The organism is Kribbella sp. NPDC056861, from assembly GCF_040687575.1.
In the GTDB taxonomy this organism is placed as follows: Bacteria; Actinomycetota; Actinomycetes; order Propionibacteriales; family Kribbellaceae; genus Kribbella.
In genome coordinates, this window is record NZ_JBFBNQ010000001.1 from 1,310,918 (window position 1) to 1,325,527 (window position 14,610).

General features: G+C 68.9%; 13 protein-coding genes. 3 read left to right on the forward strand and 10 right to left on the reverse strand.

Annotated features, from left to right (window positions below; translation table 11 throughout):
- Positions 1 to 12 precede the first annotated feature (12 nt).
- The 3 genes from AB0P21_RS05975 to AB0P21_RS05985 form a co-directional block, all read right to left on the reverse strand.
- Positions 13 to 249 carry a hypothetical protein gene (locus AB0P21_RS05975; RefSeq protein ID WP_363694045.1) on the reverse strand — a complete coding sequence of 79 codons (237 nt, stop codon included), beginning with the start codon at positions 247 to 249 and terminating at the stop codon, positions 13 to 15.
- A 74-nt stretch (positions 250 to 323) separates the two neighbouring features.
- Positions 324 to 491: a hypothetical protein gene (locus AB0P21_RS05980; RefSeq protein WP_363694047.1), complete on the reverse strand. Its 168-nt coding sequence runs from the start codon at positions 489 to 491 to the stop codon at positions 324 to 326.
- Between the two features lie 55 nt (positions 492 to 546).
- Positions 547 to 1,989: a PucR family transcriptional regulator gene (locus tag AB0P21_RS05985; protein WP_363694049.1), complete on the reverse strand. Its 1,443-nt coding sequence runs from the start codon at positions 1,987 to 1,989 to the stop codon at positions 547 to 549.
- Between the two features lie 85 nt (positions 1,990 to 2,074).
- Between AB0P21_RS05985 and gabT the strand changes: the two genes are divergently transcribed.
- Both gabT and AB0P21_RS05995 read left to right on the forward strand, forming a co-directional pair.
- Positions 2,075 to 3,397, forward strand: a complete 1,323-nt coding sequence (gene gabT, locus AB0P21_RS05990; protein WP_363694051.1) for a 4-aminobutyrate--2-oxoglutarate transaminase — start codon at positions 2,075 to 2,077, stop codon at positions 3,395 to 3,397.
- Positions 3,397 to 4,755, forward strand: a complete 1,359-nt coding sequence (locus AB0P21_RS05995; RefSeq protein WP_363694052.1) for an NAD-dependent succinate-semialdehyde dehydrogenase — start codon at positions 3,397 to 3,399, stop codon at positions 4,753 to 4,755. The genes gabT and AB0P21_RS05995 overlap by 1 nt, the downstream gene beginning before the upstream one ends.
- 3 nt (positions 4,756 to 4,758) lie before the next feature.
- Here AB0P21_RS05995 and AB0P21_RS06000 read toward each other — a convergent pair whose 3' ends face one another.
- Positions 4,759 to 6,177, reverse strand: coding sequence for an agmatine deiminase family protein (locus AB0P21_RS06000; protein ID WP_363694053.1), 1,419 nt, complete (start codon positions 6,175 to 6,177; stop codon positions 4,759 to 4,761).
- Between the two features lie 41 nt (positions 6,178 to 6,218).
- Here AB0P21_RS06000 and AB0P21_RS06005 point away from each other — a divergent pair, with 41 nt between their 5' ends.
- Positions 6,219 to 6,845: a TetR/AcrR family transcriptional regulator gene (locus AB0P21_RS06005; protein WP_363694055.1), complete on the forward strand. Its 627-nt coding sequence runs from the start codon at positions 6,219 to 6,221 to the stop codon at positions 6,843 to 6,845.
- An 8-nt stretch (positions 6,846 to 6,853) separates the two neighbouring features.
- Here the strand turns inward: AB0P21_RS06005 and AB0P21_RS06010 are convergent, their stop codons facing one another.
- Genes AB0P21_RS06010 through ureA form a run of 6 tightly spaced genes read right to left on the reverse strand, consistent with a single transcriptional unit; the run spans position 6,854 to position 14,568 of the window.
- Positions 6,854 to 8,116, reverse strand: a complete 1,263-nt coding sequence (locus AB0P21_RS06010) for a GNAT family N-acetyltransferase (protein WP_363694057.1) — start codon at positions 8,114 to 8,116, stop codon at positions 6,854 to 6,856.
- Positions 8,116 to 9,558 (reverse strand): aminobutyraldehyde dehydrogenase, encoded by a 1,443-nt coding sequence (locus AB0P21_RS06015; RefSeq protein ID WP_363694058.1) that lies wholly within the window; start codon positions 9,556 to 9,558, stop codon positions 8,116 to 8,118. The genes AB0P21_RS06010 and AB0P21_RS06015 overlap by 1 nt, the downstream gene beginning before the upstream one ends.
- Positions 9,555 to 10,667, reverse strand: a complete 1,113-nt coding sequence (gene ald / locus AB0P21_RS06020; protein ID WP_363694059.1) for an alanine dehydrogenase — start codon at positions 10,665 to 10,667, stop codon at positions 9,555 to 9,557. The genes AB0P21_RS06015 and ald overlap by 4 nt, the downstream gene beginning before the upstream one ends.
- A 41-nt stretch (positions 10,668 to 10,708) precedes the next feature.
- Positions 10,709 to 12,112, reverse strand: a complete 1,404-nt coding sequence (locus AB0P21_RS06025; RefSeq protein ID WP_363694060.1) for an aspartate aminotransferase family protein — start codon at positions 12,110 to 12,112, stop codon at positions 10,709 to 10,711.
- Positions 12,113 to 12,130: 18 nt separating this feature from the next.
- A complete protein-coding gene (locus tag AB0P21_RS06030; protein ID WP_363694061.1) occupies positions 12,131 to 13,804 on the reverse strand; it encodes an urease subunit alpha in 1,674 nt (557 codons plus the stop codon).
- Entirely contained in the window at positions 13,801 to 14,568 is a 768-nt protein-coding gene (gene ureA / locus AB0P21_RS06035; RefSeq protein ID WP_363694063.1) for an urease subunit gamma, read from the reverse strand. Before ureA ends, AB0P21_RS06030 begins: the two co-directional genes overlap by 4 nt.
- Positions 14,569 to 14,610: the final 42 nt, after the last annotated feature.

The window sequence follows — 14,610 nt, forward strand, 5'->3', positions numbered from 1 at the left end:
GAGCTGAACTGCTCAGCCGACTTCGCTTCGGATCGCCTGGATCACGAAGCCTGCCAGACCGCCGACCGCCGCGGTGAGGAGGATGAACGGGCCGAAGCTCATCCCGCCGAGTTCCTGGCAGAGGTCTGCGCCTCGGGCGATGCAGTCGGCTGCTTCGGTGGACTTCTCGTTGAAGATGATCCAGCCGAGAAAACCGCCGATCAGCGAGCCGATTCCTGACGTCGCGAAGTAGCCCTGGATCGCTCCCATTGTCTCCCCCTCATGCCGTGCCCCCACCTGCTACATCGGCGAGTGGCGGCGATCGTTACGGGGAGTGAGAGCGGTCAGCTCTGCTTCTCGCGGCGTGGTTGCTTCGGGGAGTCCTTGGCCGGTGTCTTCGCGGCCGGGACCGGGACTACTGGGCCGATGCGCACCGGGCGGCCGCCGAGGCGGCGGCTCTTCCATTGCCGCTCGTCATAGTCGTAGTACGTATCTACTCCGCCGACAGCCACAGCTGACTCCTAGCTTTCAAGAACCAACCCGCCCACTGCCGGACGGAGTGCCTCTTCAGTACCCCGGGGGCAAACCTCTTGCCTGTAAGGCGAACCAGGCGGTCATTCTGGAATCAGGGTCGGACAAGGACGCGCCGAGGTGATGCTCGATCTGCTGGACGCGGTTGCGAACCGTGTTGCGGTGCAGGCCGAGGTCTTCGGCGACTTTCAGGTGGGAACCGTGGTGGCGGAGGAAGGATCTGAGGGTTTCGAGTTGGTCGTCGGTGAGTGGCGCCAGGTACGACGTGGCGAAGGCAGCGGCGAGGTCCTGGTCGATCAGGGCAGAGACTCCCTCGCGGACGATTCGGGTCCAGCGGACGACCGGGTTGGCGGGAGACGAACGAGCAAGCGCCTGTACTGCATACGCGCGGCTCCCGGCGAGGTCGGCCGGTTTCGCGGTGTCGCCGATGCCCACGAGCAGGCCCAGGCCGGTCAGTTCGGCCGCGATGCGTTCCGCGGCTGAGGGGGCGGCGACCACGAAGAGTTCGCCGTCCACCAGTACCGCCAGCGGGCTCGCGGCCTCGGCCAGGACCAAGGCGTCGTCGACCGCGTCTGCTGGACCGCGAGCGGCAAGGACTCTCAGTTTGCCGGGGAAAGGGTCGCGGTCGAGTATCAGCTGGGCGGTGTGGTGGTCGCCGGTCATCAGGAGGTCGAAGGCCCGGGCGGCGACTCTGCGGCTGGATTCGAGTCTGTCGCGTTGCTGCACGGAGAGCAGGGCGAGTAGGGCGACTGCGGTCGTGACAGCCTGGCGTTGCGGGGCGGTTGGTCTGGACGCGGTCCCGGTGACGAGGTAACTGTCCGGTCCGATGGGCTGGATGACCAGCACCCGACCCGGCTCGCTCAGGGTCAAGGCCGCGTGCATCCCCTGCGACCTGATCTCCTTCAACTGGGAGCGAATCTCCCCCAGGTCGATCCCTCTCGAGTCCCCCGCCATCACCTGGCCGCCTGGCGCCAGCAGACAAGCCGAGCCGGCCAACGCGAGAGCGAGCTGGTGCAGAATCGCCCCGGACGGATCAGGCCCCGCGGCTGCGGCCGTCAACCGGCGCTGCAGCGCCAAGGCGGTCCGGGCGGCTCGCTCCTCTTCCTGCTCCAGCAGACCGGCCGCGCGCCGGCTGATCGCGACGAAGGCCGTCAGCCGCGGTACCTCGACGAGGTTCACACTCAACTCTTCGCACGCCTTGATCAAGCCCCGGGGCGGCGTCTTGTGGGTCAGCCCGGTGCCGATCGCGAGACCGGCGACTCCTGCCGCCCGCAGGCGGGTGACGTACGCCGTCCATTCAGTCCGCCAGCCGACGGTCGACAGCCCCGTCGTCAGCAGCAATTCGCCGCCCTCCAGGAACGGAGTGGGATCAGTCAGCTCGCTGGTCGCCACCCAGCGCAGCTGCGCGTCCGGCGACGGCAGATGGATCGCCTTCAAGCCCAATGCTGGTTCAGCCAGTACGGCGGACAGCGGGATCATGAGTGTCAGTTTTGCACAATAAGCCGCACGGTAATGTGCAAATTAGACATCGCCTCAAACCCACCGCCACGTCACCGTGGACCCCATGCCACAGCTCCCCCAGGAACGCCGCCTGATCACCGCAATCCCCGGCCCACGCTCTCTCGAGCTACAAGCCAGAAAGACAGCCGCCGTCGCCCGCGGCGTCGGCACCGTGATGCCGGTCTACGCGGTCGCCGCGAACGGTGGTGTCGTGGTCGACGTCGACGGCAACTCCCTGATCGACTTCGGCTCCGGCATCGCCGTCACCACGGTCGGCAACAGCGCGCCGGCCGTCGTGACCGCGGTCCAGGACCAGCTCGCCGCCTTCACCCACACCTGCTTCATGGTCACCCCGTACGACGGCTACGTCCGGGTCGCCGAGGCGCTCAACCGGATCACCCCGGGCGACCACGCCAAGCGAACGGCCTTGTTCAACTCCGGCGCCGAGGCGGTCGAGAACGCGGTGAAGATCGCTCGCTCGTTCACCAGGAAGCAGGCCGTCGTCGCCTTCGACCACGCGTATCACGGCCGGACCAACTTGACGATGGCGCTGACCGCGAAGAACCAGCCGTACAAGAGCGGTTTCGGGCCGTTCGCCGGCGAGGTCTACCGCGCGCCCACCTCGGATCCGTTCCGGGACCACGAGCTCGACGGTGCGGTGACAGCCCGACGGGCGATCGAGGTGATCGAGAAGCAGGTCGGCGCCGAGAACCTCGCCGCGGTGGTGATCGAGCCGATCCAGGGTGAGGGCGGCTTCGTTGTACCGGCGCCGGGCTTCCTACCAGCTCTGGCGCAGTGGTGCCGGGACAACGGGGTGGTGTTCGTCGCCGACGAAGTACAGACCGGATTCGCCCGGACCGGGGACCTGTTCGCCTGCGATCACGAGGGGGTGGTGCCCGACCTCATCGTCACCGCCAAGGGCATCGCGGGCGGGCTGCCGCTGGCTGCCGTGACCGGTCGCGCCGAGATCATGGACGCTCCTCACGTCGGTGGCCTCGGCGGGACCTACGGCGGCAACCCACTCGCCTGTGCCGCCGCCCTCGCGGTGATCGACACGATCGAGACCGAGAACCTCGTTGACCGCGCCCGCGCCATCGGCGACCTGATGACCGAGCGCCTCAAGGCCACCCAGGCTGCCGACAAGCGCCTCGGCGACGTCCGGGGCCGTGGCGCGATGATCGCCGTCGAGTTGGTTGCCCCCGGCACCAACGAGCCCGACGCCGACCTGACCCGCCGGGTCGCGGCCGCCGCCCATGCCCAAGGGCTGATCGTGCTGACCTGCGGAACTTTCGGCAACGTACTTCGCTTCCTGCCGCCGCTCTCCATCCCCGACCAGTTGCTGACCGAAGGCCTCGACCTCCTCGACGCCATCCTCAAGGAGTCCTGATGCCGACCAGCTTCCCCGTCTACAACCCGGCCACCGAAGCGATCATCGCCGAAGTCCCGAACGGCACAGCCGCCGAAGCAACAGCAGCTGTCGACGCAGCCGCCAAGGCCTTCCCCGACTGGGCCGCCACCGCGCCAAGAGCCCGGGCCGAGATCCTGCGCCGCGCCTACGAACTCATTGCCGCGGACATCGATCAACTCTCCGCGCTGATCACCAGCGAGAATGGCAAGTCCGAGGCCGACGCCCGCGCCGAGGTCCTGTACTCCGCCGAGTTCTTCCGCTGGTACTCCGAGGAGGCAGTCCGCACCGAAGGCGGTTACGGCTCCTCCCCCGCCGGTGGAACCCGCACGATCGTGACCCACCAGCCGGTCGGCATCGCAGCGCTCGTCACGCCCTGGAACTTCCCGGCTGCAATGGCGACCCGCAAGATCGCGCCCGCCCTCGCCGCCGGCTGCACCGTAGTACTGAAGCCTGCCGCCGAGACCCCGCTGACCGCCCTGGCGATCGCCGACCTGCTCATCGCGGCCGGCGTCCCCGAGGGGGTGGTCAACGTCGTACCGACCGCCTCGCCGGCCGAAGTCGTCACGGCTTGGCTGGAAGATCAGCGGGTCCGCAAGCTCTCCTTCACCGGCTCGACCCGGGTCGGCCAGGCGCTGCTCGAACAGTCCGCCCGTCGCGTGCTCAACACCAGCATGGAACTCGGCGGCAACGCGGCCTTCGTCATCACCGCCGACGCCGACCTCGACGCCGCCGTCGCGGGCGCGATGATCGCCAAGTTCCGCAACAGCGGCCAGGCCTGTACTGCGGCCAACCGCTTCTTCGTGCACCGCGAGGTCGTCGACGACTTCGTGGCGCGCTTCGGCGCGGCGATCGACAAGCTCGAGGTCGCGCCGCTGATCAACGCCAAGGCCGTCGCCGAGGTGAGCGGTCTCGTCGACGAAGCCGTTGCCGACGGCGCCCGCATCACCCACACCGGCCCGGTGCCGGCCACCGGCTGGTACTACCCGGCCACCCTGCTCACCGGCGTCCACCCCGAGGCCAGACTCGTCCGCGAGGAGATCTTCGGGCCGGTCGCTCCGGTGATCTGCTGGCACGACGAGCAGGAGATGCTTGCCCAGGTCAACGATTCGGAGTACGGCCTGGCCTCGTACGTCTACGCCGGCCGGCTGCAGGACGCGCTGCGGATCGCCGAGTCGATCGAGGCGGGCATGATCGGCGTCAACCGCGGTGTCGTCTCCGACCCAGCGGCTCCGTTCGGTGGCGTCAAACAGAGCGGACTGGGCCGCGAGGGCGCCCGCGAAGGACTGCGGGCGTTCCAGGAAACCCAGTTCTTCTCTGTCGATTTCGCAGGAGCCTGAGCCTCAGACCCGCGGCTGCTGCTGGGTGGCGCAATGAATCGTCCCGCCACCCGTGCACAGCCCATCGGTCGTGATCTGCACAACAACCTTGTCCGGGTACAGCTCCGAGATGGTGTCGAACGCCTCCTGATCGGTGGTCCGGTCGCCGTACTGGCCCATCACGATGCAGTCGTTCGCCTCGTAGTACCCGATGTAGCCAGGCGCGGCGGTAAGGCTGAATTCGTCCGCGCCCCGTTCGGTGAACGGCAGCGCCTGGTTTCGCGCCTTGTAGGTCTTGTAGACCTCAGCGGGATCCGGCTCGGGCAGCGTGGCGGTCTTCAGCTTGCCCGAAGCGCCGCCGAGCAGCTTCGACCGCTGGTCGGCGGGGAGGTCGTTGATCTGGTCAACGGCCTTCAGCAGCAGCTTCCGGTCGCGCTTGTCGGCCGCTTCGCCGTACTCGGCCGATGCGTAGAGCAACTGACCCGGTGAGGTGAACCGGGCCAGGAAGTCGACGTGCCAGTCGGTGACCTCGAGCCCGGGCCGGCCCGGCATCCACAACATCCGCTCGACGCCGAACAGCCGGCGCAGCTCCGCCTCGACCTCGGCCTTCGTCTTGCCGGGGTTGCGGTTCGGGTTGAGGATGCAGCTCTCGGTGGCGACTCCCAGACCGGAGCCGTTGACCTCCAGGCCGCCGCCTTCCATCGTCAGCCAGGTCTTCACCAGCGGGGCCTCGCTGTCGGCCGCGATCGCCTTCGCGACGGTCCGGTCGCGCGCGATCGGCTGGTCGGTGACGCCGTTCGCGGCCTTCTTCGGGTCCTTGCGCCAGCCGCCCAGCCCGGTGGCGATGGGCTCCTGACCCCAGCCGTTGAAGTTCAGGTCGACGCCGCGCAGCTTGCCGGCGGCATCGGTCACGAAGACCGGTCCGGTGTCGCGGACCCACAGGTCGTCGAGCGGGACCAGGACCAGGTCGAGCGGGTGCGTCTGGATCGGCGGCAACTCGCTGGGTTTCACATCGCCGATGTAGATGCGGCCCGAGCCGTCCAGCGCCTTACCGAGCTGGTCCTTCGGCGAGGTCCCCGCGACGATCGCCGCCAGGAACTGCCGGGCTTCCGCTTCGTCCGCGGCCGACGTCACCAGCAGCGCCACCGGTTCGAACCGCGAGATGGTGGCCGCCAGCCGGACCAGATCCTGCCGGGCCACCAGCCGGGCATTGGTGAGATCACGCCCGTACGGCGTACTCGGCTCCTCGCCCCAGACCCCCGGGGTCGCGCCGTACGCCATCCAGGTCACTTCGTGCGGCTCCCCTTCGGCCGGCAGCCGGTAGCCGTCCTTGGACGGTTTCGGCTTCGCGGCCACGGTCGGCTCCTCTTCGGCGCATCCGGTCAGGCCCAGGGCCAGGCCGGCCGCGCCGACGGTCCCGAGGAATGTACGACGACCCATCATCAGTGCTCTTCTCCTTGTGGTGATCCTACTAAGCTCCGGCTGTGGCCGAAGCAGACAACGGGGTGACCAAGCGGCAGGAGCGCGGCGCCGCCCGGGAGCGGCAGATCGTGTCCGCCGCCGCCGAGCTGATCGCCGAGCGCGGACTGGCCAACATCCGCGTCACCGACGTCGCCGAGCGCGCCGGGATGAGCGTCGGCCACGTCTCCTACTACTTCCGGTCCAAGACGATGTTGCTGATGCGCGCGATCCAGCAGTCCGAGGACGCGTTCATCGACCGGGTCGAGGCGACCATCCACGGCATCAAGGACCCGTGGAGACGCCTCACGAAGTACGTCGAGCTGTCTGCCGCGAACGGTCCGCGGGACCCGGGGTGGGTGCTCTGGTTCGAGGTCTGGAGCAACGCCGCGGTCAACGACGAAGTGGCCGGGCTGCACGAGGAACTGGACGCGCGGTCGTGCCGCATCCTGGCCGGCATCGTCCGGTACGGCTGCGAGCAGGGCGCCTTCAGCAGCGACGATCCCGACCGGACCGCAGCCCTGATCTCGGCGACGATCGACGGGCTGTCGATCCAGCTCACCCTCGGCCGCCCGGGCCTGACCGGCCAGGGCGTTGTGCAACTGTGTCTGACCACCGCACGCGCCTTGCTCTCCCCTGCTACCGCCCACTGACTTCACCGCTACGTCCGCGCGAAGGTCGCGATGTCGAAGCCGAACTCGTCCAGCAGTTCCTGCGTGACGGTTCGCCGGAGCCTGGCCAGCGCCTCCAGGTAGTCGGCAGTGACCGGCCGGCTGCGCTCCTCCGATCGCCCCGCGGCCAGGTCGCGCTCGAACGACGCCTGCGCGGCGGCCCGGGCGACGTACTCGATCTCTGCCGGGGTGAGCCGATCGCTGACCTCGACCAGTTGATCGACATCGACACCTTCGGCCGCATAGCGCTTCCAGATCGCCTGGCGCGCGCCGTCGTCCGGGGTGCCGATCGGCAGCACGTAGTCGAATCGCCCCGGGCGCAGGAACGCCGGATCAAGGTCCGCGATGGTGTTCGTGGCGCAGACCAGCAACCGGGTGTCGTGCTGCCGGAAGGCCGGGATGAGCTTGAGCAGCTCATTGGTGACCCCTGCCACCGAGGATCCGTCGCGGGCGGCAGCGATCTCCTCCACCTCGTCGATGAAGATCAGCACCCGTTCGAGATGGGTGACCTCGGCGAACGCGTCCCGCAACGCGGCCGACAACCCCTGCGGGCCACCGGCCAGCCTCGACGGCAACAGCTCCACGAACGGCCAGCCGAGCCTCGACGCGATCGCCCGGGCGAAGGTCGTCTTGCCGGTCCCCGGCGGCCCGAAGAGCACGATCGCGCGCGGCGGCTCGACGCCGTGCTGCTGGGCCAGCTCCGGTTCGGCCAGAGGGAGCAGCACCCGCTTCTCGATCAGGTCCTTCTCCTGGTCCATCCCCGCCAGCTCTTCCCACAGGCCGCGCGGCAGGAGCTGGCCACCCAATCGGTCCAGTACGACGGCTTGGTCCGCGTCGACCGAGATTGTCTTGTCGTAGTACGCGACGGCGGGTCGCCTGCTGTAGCCGGCGTTCTCGAGGCCGCGCGCCAGCAGCTCCTCCTCACGCAGTACGTAGGCGATGCTGCGCACCCGGCGCTCGACGAGTTGGGTTTCGAGGGCGAGCAGCAGCGCGCTGGCGAGTCCCTGACCACGGAGGTCGTCCGGAATGGCGATCCGGGTCACCCAGGCCCGGTCGCCGGAGACCATGGACAGGGCCGCACCGACCACCCGACCGTGGCTGACGGCAACCACCGACGGCTGCCGGCTTCGCAGTACGCCGATGCAGTCCGCCAGCGTGAAGACCGAGTGCTGGCTGTCGGCCGTCGTGTCACACAGCCGGACGACGGATTCCAGGTCGTCGTCGTGGTACTCGCGGATCAGCCAACGCTTCATCAGGTCGCCTCGAAGGCGGACATCACGTGCTTGATCCGGGTGTAGTCCTCGAACCCGTACTGCGACAGGTCCTTGCCCTGACCGGAGTGCTTGAACCCGCCGTGCGGCATCTCGGCCACCAGCGGCAGATGGGTGTTGATCCAGACGCAGCCGAAGTCGAGCCGGGCGGACACCCGCAACGCCCGTGCGTGGTCGCGCGTCCACACCGACGAAGCCAGTGCGTAGGGCAACGAGTTCGCCAGCCGGACGGCCTCGGCCTCGTCGGCCGCGCGTTGCACGCTGATCACCGGACCGAACACCTCCTCGCGGGTGATCTCGTCAGTATCGTTGACTCCAGCAACGATCGTCGGCTGGACATAGAACCCGCGAGTCCCCTGCCGACCGCCACCGGCGACCACCTCGGCATGACTGGGCAGCCGGTCGAGGAACCCGAGCACGCGCTCGAACTGCTGCCGGTTGTTGACCGGCGGCAGCGTCGCGTCCGGATCGCCCGATCCTCGCTCGTACGTCGAGCTCACGGTCTTGCACCTCGCGGCCAGCGCGGCCACCAGCTCGTCGTGAATTTCGGGCGTCGCGATCACCCTGCTGGCCGCCGTACAGTCCTGGCCTGCGTTGTAGAGGCCGGCCTCGACGATCTGTGCCGCCGCCCGGCCGACCTCGGCGTCGTCGAAGACCAGCACCGGGGCCTTGCCGCCCAGCTCCAGATGGACTCGCTTCAAGTCGTTGGCCGCAGTCGCGGCGACCGCCATGCCCGCCCGGATCGAGCCGGTGATCGACACCAGCTGCGGAATCGGGTGCCCGACGACGAGCCGACCGGTCTCACGGTCGCCACAGACGACATTCAGTACGCCGGCCGGCAGGAACTCCGCGGCAAGCTCTGCCAGCAACAAACTCGTCACCGGCGTGGTCTCACTCGGCTTGAGCACCACGGTGTTGCCGGCGGCAAGCGCCGGCGCGATCTTCCAGATGGCCATCATCAGCGGGTAGTTCCACGGCGTCACCTGGCCGACGACTCCGATCGGCTCCCGGCGGATCCACGAGGTGTGGCCGCGCAGGTACTCACCCGCCGAGCTGCCGTCGAGCACTCGGGCAGCGCCGGCGAAGAAGCGCAGCTGGTCGACGGCCGCCGGGATCTCCTCGGCAGCGACGAGATGCAACGGCTTGCCGGTGTTCCGCGATTCGGCCGCGACGAACTCGTCGGCGCGCTGCTCGATCGCCGTCGCCAGCCTCAGCAACGCATGCTGCCGCTCGGCGGGCGTGGTCTCTCGCCATGTCTCGAAGGCGACCGCTGCCGTCTGATACGCGTGGTCGACGTCCTCTTCACCGGCCACCTGGACACGCGCGAAACCGTCGCCGGTGGTCGGGTCGACCAGTTCGAGCTCACCGCCCGACGAGTCGACGTACTGGCCGCCGACGAAGCCGCGCAGGATCTGTGACGTCATCCCACCAACTCCAGATCCGCCCACGCCATCCCGTGCGCCTCGGCCACCGGGCGATGGGTCACCTTGCCCGCATAGGTGTTGAGGCCACCGGCGAGGGCGGCGTCAGCACGCAGGGCCTCTCGCCAACCGTGATCGGCGAGCGCGGCGACGTACGGGAGGGTGACGTTGGTGAGCGCGTACGTCGAGGTGTTGGCGACCGCGCCGGGCATGTTCGCGACGCAGTACAGGACCGAGTTGTGCACGGTGAACGTCGGCTCGGCGTGCGTGGTCGGGCGCGAGTCCTCGAAGCAGCCACCTTGGTCGATCGCGATGTCGACGAGCACGCTGCCCGGCTTCATTCGCGAGATCAGGTCGTTCGAGATCAGCCGGGGAGCCTTGGCCCCCGGGACCAGGACGGCACCGATCACCACATCGGCCTCCAGCGCGGCCCGCTCGATCTCCGGGAGGCTGGACACGACGGTGCGCACCCGGCCGCCGTACCGGGCGTCGGCGGCGCGGAGCCGATCGACGTCCAGATCAAGCAGCGTCACCTCGGCACCGAGGCCGACAGCGACAGCAGTTGCGCTCATCCCTGAAACACCGGCGCCGATCACCACGAACCTGGCCGGTCGAGTCCCCGGTACGCCGCCGGGCAGCACGCCACGACCGCCCATCGATCCCATCAGGTGATGCGCTCCGGCCTGAGGCGCCAAGCGGCCCGCCACCTCACTCATCGGCGCCAGCAGCGGCAATGCGCCCGACGGGAGTTGAACCGTCTCGTAGGCGATCGCCGTGACCGACCGGTCGAGCAAGGCCTCGGTACACGGCCGGGACGCCGCGAGATGCAGGTAGGTGAACAGCACCTGCCCCTCGCGCATCCGGCCGTACTCCGCCTCGATCGGCTCCTTGACCTTGAGCAGCAGGTCGCCTGCCGCCCACACGTCGTCGGCCGTGTCGAGGATCTTCGCCCCGGCCGCCAGATACTCCGTGTCGGTGATGGACGAACCGAGCCCGGCCGCCGTCTCGACGTACACCTCGTGGCCGCGTCGGGTCAGCTCGTCGACCCCGGTCGGGGTGATCGCGACGCGGTACTCGTGGTTCTTGATCTCTTTGGGCACGCCGATCTTCATGGCGTTCGTCGCCTTTCTGGAGGGTGGAACAACAGGGGATGTCAGAGCAGCGCGCCGGCCTCGGTGAGGACCGCGCGGAGGATCTGCTCGATCTCGTCGAAGTGGGCCTGGTCGCAGATCAGCGGCGGGGCCAGCTGGATCACCGGGTCGCCCCGGTCGTCGGCGCGGCAGTAGAGACCGGCGTCGAAGAGCGCCTTGGACAGGAAGCCGCGGAGCAACCGCTCAGCCTCTTCGTCGTTGAAGGTCTCCTTGGTGGACTTGTCCTTGACCAGCTCGATCCCGAAGAAATAGCCGTCGCCGCGGACATCGCCGACGATCGGCAGGTCCAGCAGGCGTTCGAGGGTGGCCCGGAAGCCGGCCGAGTTGGACCGGACGTGCTCCAGCACGTTTTCGTTGTCAAAGGCATCGAGGTTGGCCAGCGCGACCGCCGCCGAGACGGGATGGCCGCCGAAGGTGTAGCCGTGCGCGAACATCGCCGTGTCCCGCAGGAACGGCTCCATCAGCCGGTCGGAAACGATGGTGGCGCCCAGCGGGGCATAGCCCGAGGTGAGTCCCTTGGCGCAGGTGATCAGGTCGGGCTGGTAGCCGTAGCGCTCGGCCCCGAACAGCTCGCCCAGCCGGCCGAACGCGCAGATCACCTCGTCGGAGACCAGCAGTACGTCGTACTGGTCGCAGATCTCGCGGACGCGCTGGAAGTAGCCGGGCGGCGGCGGGAAGCAGCCGCCGGAGTTCTGCACCGGCTCGAGGAAGATCGCGGCGACCGTCTCGGGACCCTCGTTCTCGATCGCGACGGCGATCTGGTCGGCGGCCCAGCGGCCGAACGCTTCCAGGTCGTCGCCGTGCTCGGGCGCACGGTAGAAGTTGGTGCTCGGCACCCGGAAGGTCGACGGCACCAGCGGCTCGAACGGTGCCTTCAGCCCGGGTAGTCCGGTGATCGACAACGCGCCGTGGGTGGTGCCGTGATACGCGATCGAGCGGCTGATCACCTTGTGTTTCAAGGGTTTGCCGGTCAGCTTGAAGTACTGCTTGGCCAGCTTCCAGGCAGTCTCGACGGCCTCACCGCCACCGGTACTGAAGAAGACCCGGTTCAGGTCGCCAGGAGTCCGGGAAGCCAGCCGTTCCGACAGGTCGAGAGCGGTGGGATGGGCGTAGGACCAGACTGGGAAGAAGGCCAGCTGGGAGGCTTGCCGCGCACCGGCCTCGACCAGGTCGGTCCGGCCGTGACCGAGCTGGTTCACGAACAGGCCGGCCAGACCGTCCAAGTAGCGCTTGCCATGGGCATCGAAAATGTAGGCGCCCTCACCGCGGACGATGATCGGCACGTCAGCGGCCTGGACCGCCGACATCCGGGTGAAGTGCATCCAGAGGTTGTCGCGCGCGGCCTGCTGTCTGCGCGCATGAGCGTCCGCCGCCATGGCGGCAGGGGTGGTCCCGAGGTCGAGCATGCTGGGTCTCCTTGCTGATCAGAAGTGGTAGAGCTGCTGGAGCGGCGCCCGGTCGACGGGAGGCATCGTCAGCAGCTCGCCGCGGAAGCGGGTCTCGCCGCTGTGCGGGTCGACGACGACCGGTCCGGTGGTGCCGTGGTGGGCCATCGAATCGAGCCGGACCGTCCGGCAGCCCCGGACCGGCGCGAGGCGTCGGCGAGTAGGAATCACTGTGTTGCCTGCGGAGGCGGCCGCCGCGTTGACGAAGAGCAGGGACAACTCGGCGGCGGTCGCGCCGTGGCCGCCGTACTGGGCGCCGAGCACGAGTGGCTGCGCGCTGTCGATCGCCGCGTTCGGGTCGCCGGTCACTCCCCAGGCGGGGAAGCCGGCTTTGAGGACGAGTTCGGGCTTGGCCGCGAAGGAGGCCGGCCGCCAGAGCACGATGTCGGCGACCTTGCCGGCTTCGAGGCTGCCGACGTGTTGGTCGAGACCGTGGACGCGGGCGGGGTTGATGGTGAGTTTGGCGAGATAACGCAGTACTCGTGCGTTGTCGTCGCCGAGCGGTTCGCGGGGCGTACGTAGTACTGAGGCGAGGCCGAAGGTGCTTCGCCAGGTCTCCCCCGCTCGGCCCATGCCCTGGGCATCCGAGGAGGTGATCGGGATGACGCCAAGATCGTGCAGCAGGTTCTCGGCGCCCATCGTGGCGCCGCGGACCCGGTCCTCGGCGAGGGCAAGGTCGCCCGGAAGGTCGCTGCACAGGCCGTGGACGTGCGCGATCATCGCGCGATGCTCCGCGATCGCGTCCCGGCCGAAAGGCAGGGTCGGATTGGTCGACGAGGCAAGCACATGCGGCACCCCGGCCAGGCTCAGTACGTCGGGTGTGTGGCCGCCGCCGCAGCCTTCGACGTGGTACGCGTGGATCGCCCTGCCGTCGAGCACCGCGAGAGTGTCGGCGACGGTCAGGCCTTCGTTGAGTCCGTCGGTGTGCACGGCGATCTGGACGTCGTAGTCCTCGGCCACCGAGAGCGCGGTGTCGAGCGTGCGCAGGTGAGCGCCGGTGTCCTCGTGCACCTTGAACCCGCAGACCCCGCCTTCGAGGGCCTCGAGCAACGGATCGCGTCGGCTGGAGGAGCCGCGCCCGAGGATGCCGATGTTCAGCGGATAGTCGTCGAACGACCCGTACCCGGTCCGCAGGATCCAGGCCGATCCGACCCCGACGCCCCAGAACGGCCCGATCTCCTGGCCGATCACGGTGGTCACACCGGACGAGAGCTCGGCCTCGCAGACCCGGGGCGACAGCATGTGCACGTGGGTGTCGATCCCGCCCGGGGTCGCGATCAGGCCCTCGCCGGACACCACCGCCGTACCGCTGCCGATCACCAGGTCGATGTCGTCCATCGTGTCCGGGTTGCCGGCTTTGCCCACGCCGACGATCACCCCGTTGCGGATCCCGAGGTTGGTCGCCCGGACGCCGAGCACCGGATCGATGACGAGCACGTTGCTGACCAGCAGGTCACACGACTCCGCGGTCCGTACTGCGCGCATCCCGATGCCGTCGCGACCCGTCTTGCCGAAGCCGAGCAACACCTCGTCGCGATCGGCGCCACGGTCGTCCTGGTCCACCTTGACCACCAGACCGGTGTCGCCGAGCACCACTCGATCGCCCAGCCCCGGCCCGTAGGCACCTGCCCTGGCTCGCGCGTCGAAGGTCATCCGGTCACCGCCGCTCGGACAGCCCGTTCCGCTGCCTGCGAGGGATCCGGCTGCTCGGCGGTCTCGGGCAGATCGCTGTCCAGGAAGCCCCAGGCCCGTGCCCGGGTCACCGCCTGTTCGAGCATCCCCGGCTCATCCAACGGGCCGTCGACCAGACCGGCGAAGCCGACGACGACCCGGCTCCCACGGATCGGCGCGAGATCCACCCGAACCGGTTGCCCCGGCTCGAAGCGCACATGCGTCCCGGCCGGGATGTCGAGGTGCCGCCCGTACGCCGCCGCGCGCGGAAACCGCAGCCGCGCGTTCGTCTCGAAGAAGTGGAAGTGACTGGTCACCGAGATGACCACCGGCGCCGTGTTCAGCACCTCGACGCTGACACGGTCGTCGGACTCGGCAGGCCGCGCCGCTGCGGGCGCGACGGCGGTCATCACCGCGCCGGGCATGTCATCGCGCTCGACCACTGGGCCGAACGGCTCGCCGACCACAACCAGTCGCGATCCGTCGGTGAAGACGGCTTCGACGGCGACGCTGCGGACGACGTACTGGACCTCCTCGAGTACCTCGGCGGCGGTCAGCGTGGACCGGCCGACCTCGACCGCCTCGGTGTGCCGGCCACCCCGGCGGGCGACCTCGCAGACCTCATCCGCAATCAGCGCGGTGGCCTCGGGGACGTTGAGCAGCACGCCGGCAGCGCGGCGCCGGCGCGCCAGTTCGGCAGCGGTGAACAGCAGCAACCGGTCACGTTCGGTAGGGGTGAGACGCATCGTGGAGCCCTTGTCTGAACTCGGCCTGAAGCCTTGACTAAA